Annotated in this window: 1 pseudogene; it reads right to left on the bottom strand. The window is 50.5% G+C overall.

What is annotated here, in order from left to right:
• Window positions 1-746 (bottom strand): annotated as a pseudogene (gene ligA / locus LD39_RS18680) (NAD-dependent DNA ligase LigA); the annotation flags it as partial.

Raw genomic sequence — 746 nt, 5'->3', positions numbered from 1 at the left:
CTATGAACATAGTCGATCACTTCCTCGATATCGTTACACTTTTTCCACTCCGGATTAGTTTTCAGGCCAAGGTCCTTCAGTTTGTCGAGGCGCTCACTATGCGATTCAGCGGGATCGTTCTCCCACTGGCCTACGCCGTAAAGGAAAATATCAAGGTTACGCTTTGCAGCGATCTTCGGATCAAGTTGACGTAAGGAGCCGGCCGCTGCGTTACGCGGATTGGCAAACGGCTCGTCCTCATTCGCTTCACGTGCTTCGTTCAACGCCATAAATGAGCGCTTCGGCATATAAGCTTCTCCGCGAACCTCAAGCGTTTCCGGCTTCTTCAAACGAAGAGGTATATTGCGGATCGTCTTCAAGTTTTTCGTAATATCTTCACCGGTCGTCCCATCACCGCGTGTTGCGCCGCGAACGAATAGGCCGTCCTCGTATCTAAGCGAAACCGCCAGGCCATCAATCTTCAGTTCACAAACATAGTTCACATCATCGTCTGTGCCGTTGCGGACGCGACGGTCGAAGTCGCGCAGCTCTTGATCATCAAACGCATTTCCGAGACTGAGCATCGGAATGATGTGCTGGACTTTTTCAAAAGCTTCTAAAGGTGCTCCGCCGACACGCTGAGACGGAGAATCCGGCGTTTGCAGATCCGGAAACTCCTCCTCAAGGTCGATTAGCTCACGCATTTTTTTATCATATTCGTAGTCCGATACACTCGGGTCATCGAGCGTATGGTACTCGTAATTGTA

The sequence above is a fragment of the Halobacillus sp. BBL2006 genome (assembly GCF_000786645.1).
In the GTDB taxonomy this organism is placed as follows: domain Bacteria; phylum Bacillota; class Bacilli; order Bacillales; family Halobacillaceae; genus Halobacillus.
The sequence above is the reverse complement of the archived record's forward strand: the minus strand, read 5'-3'. Positions and strand labels throughout refer to the sequence as shown.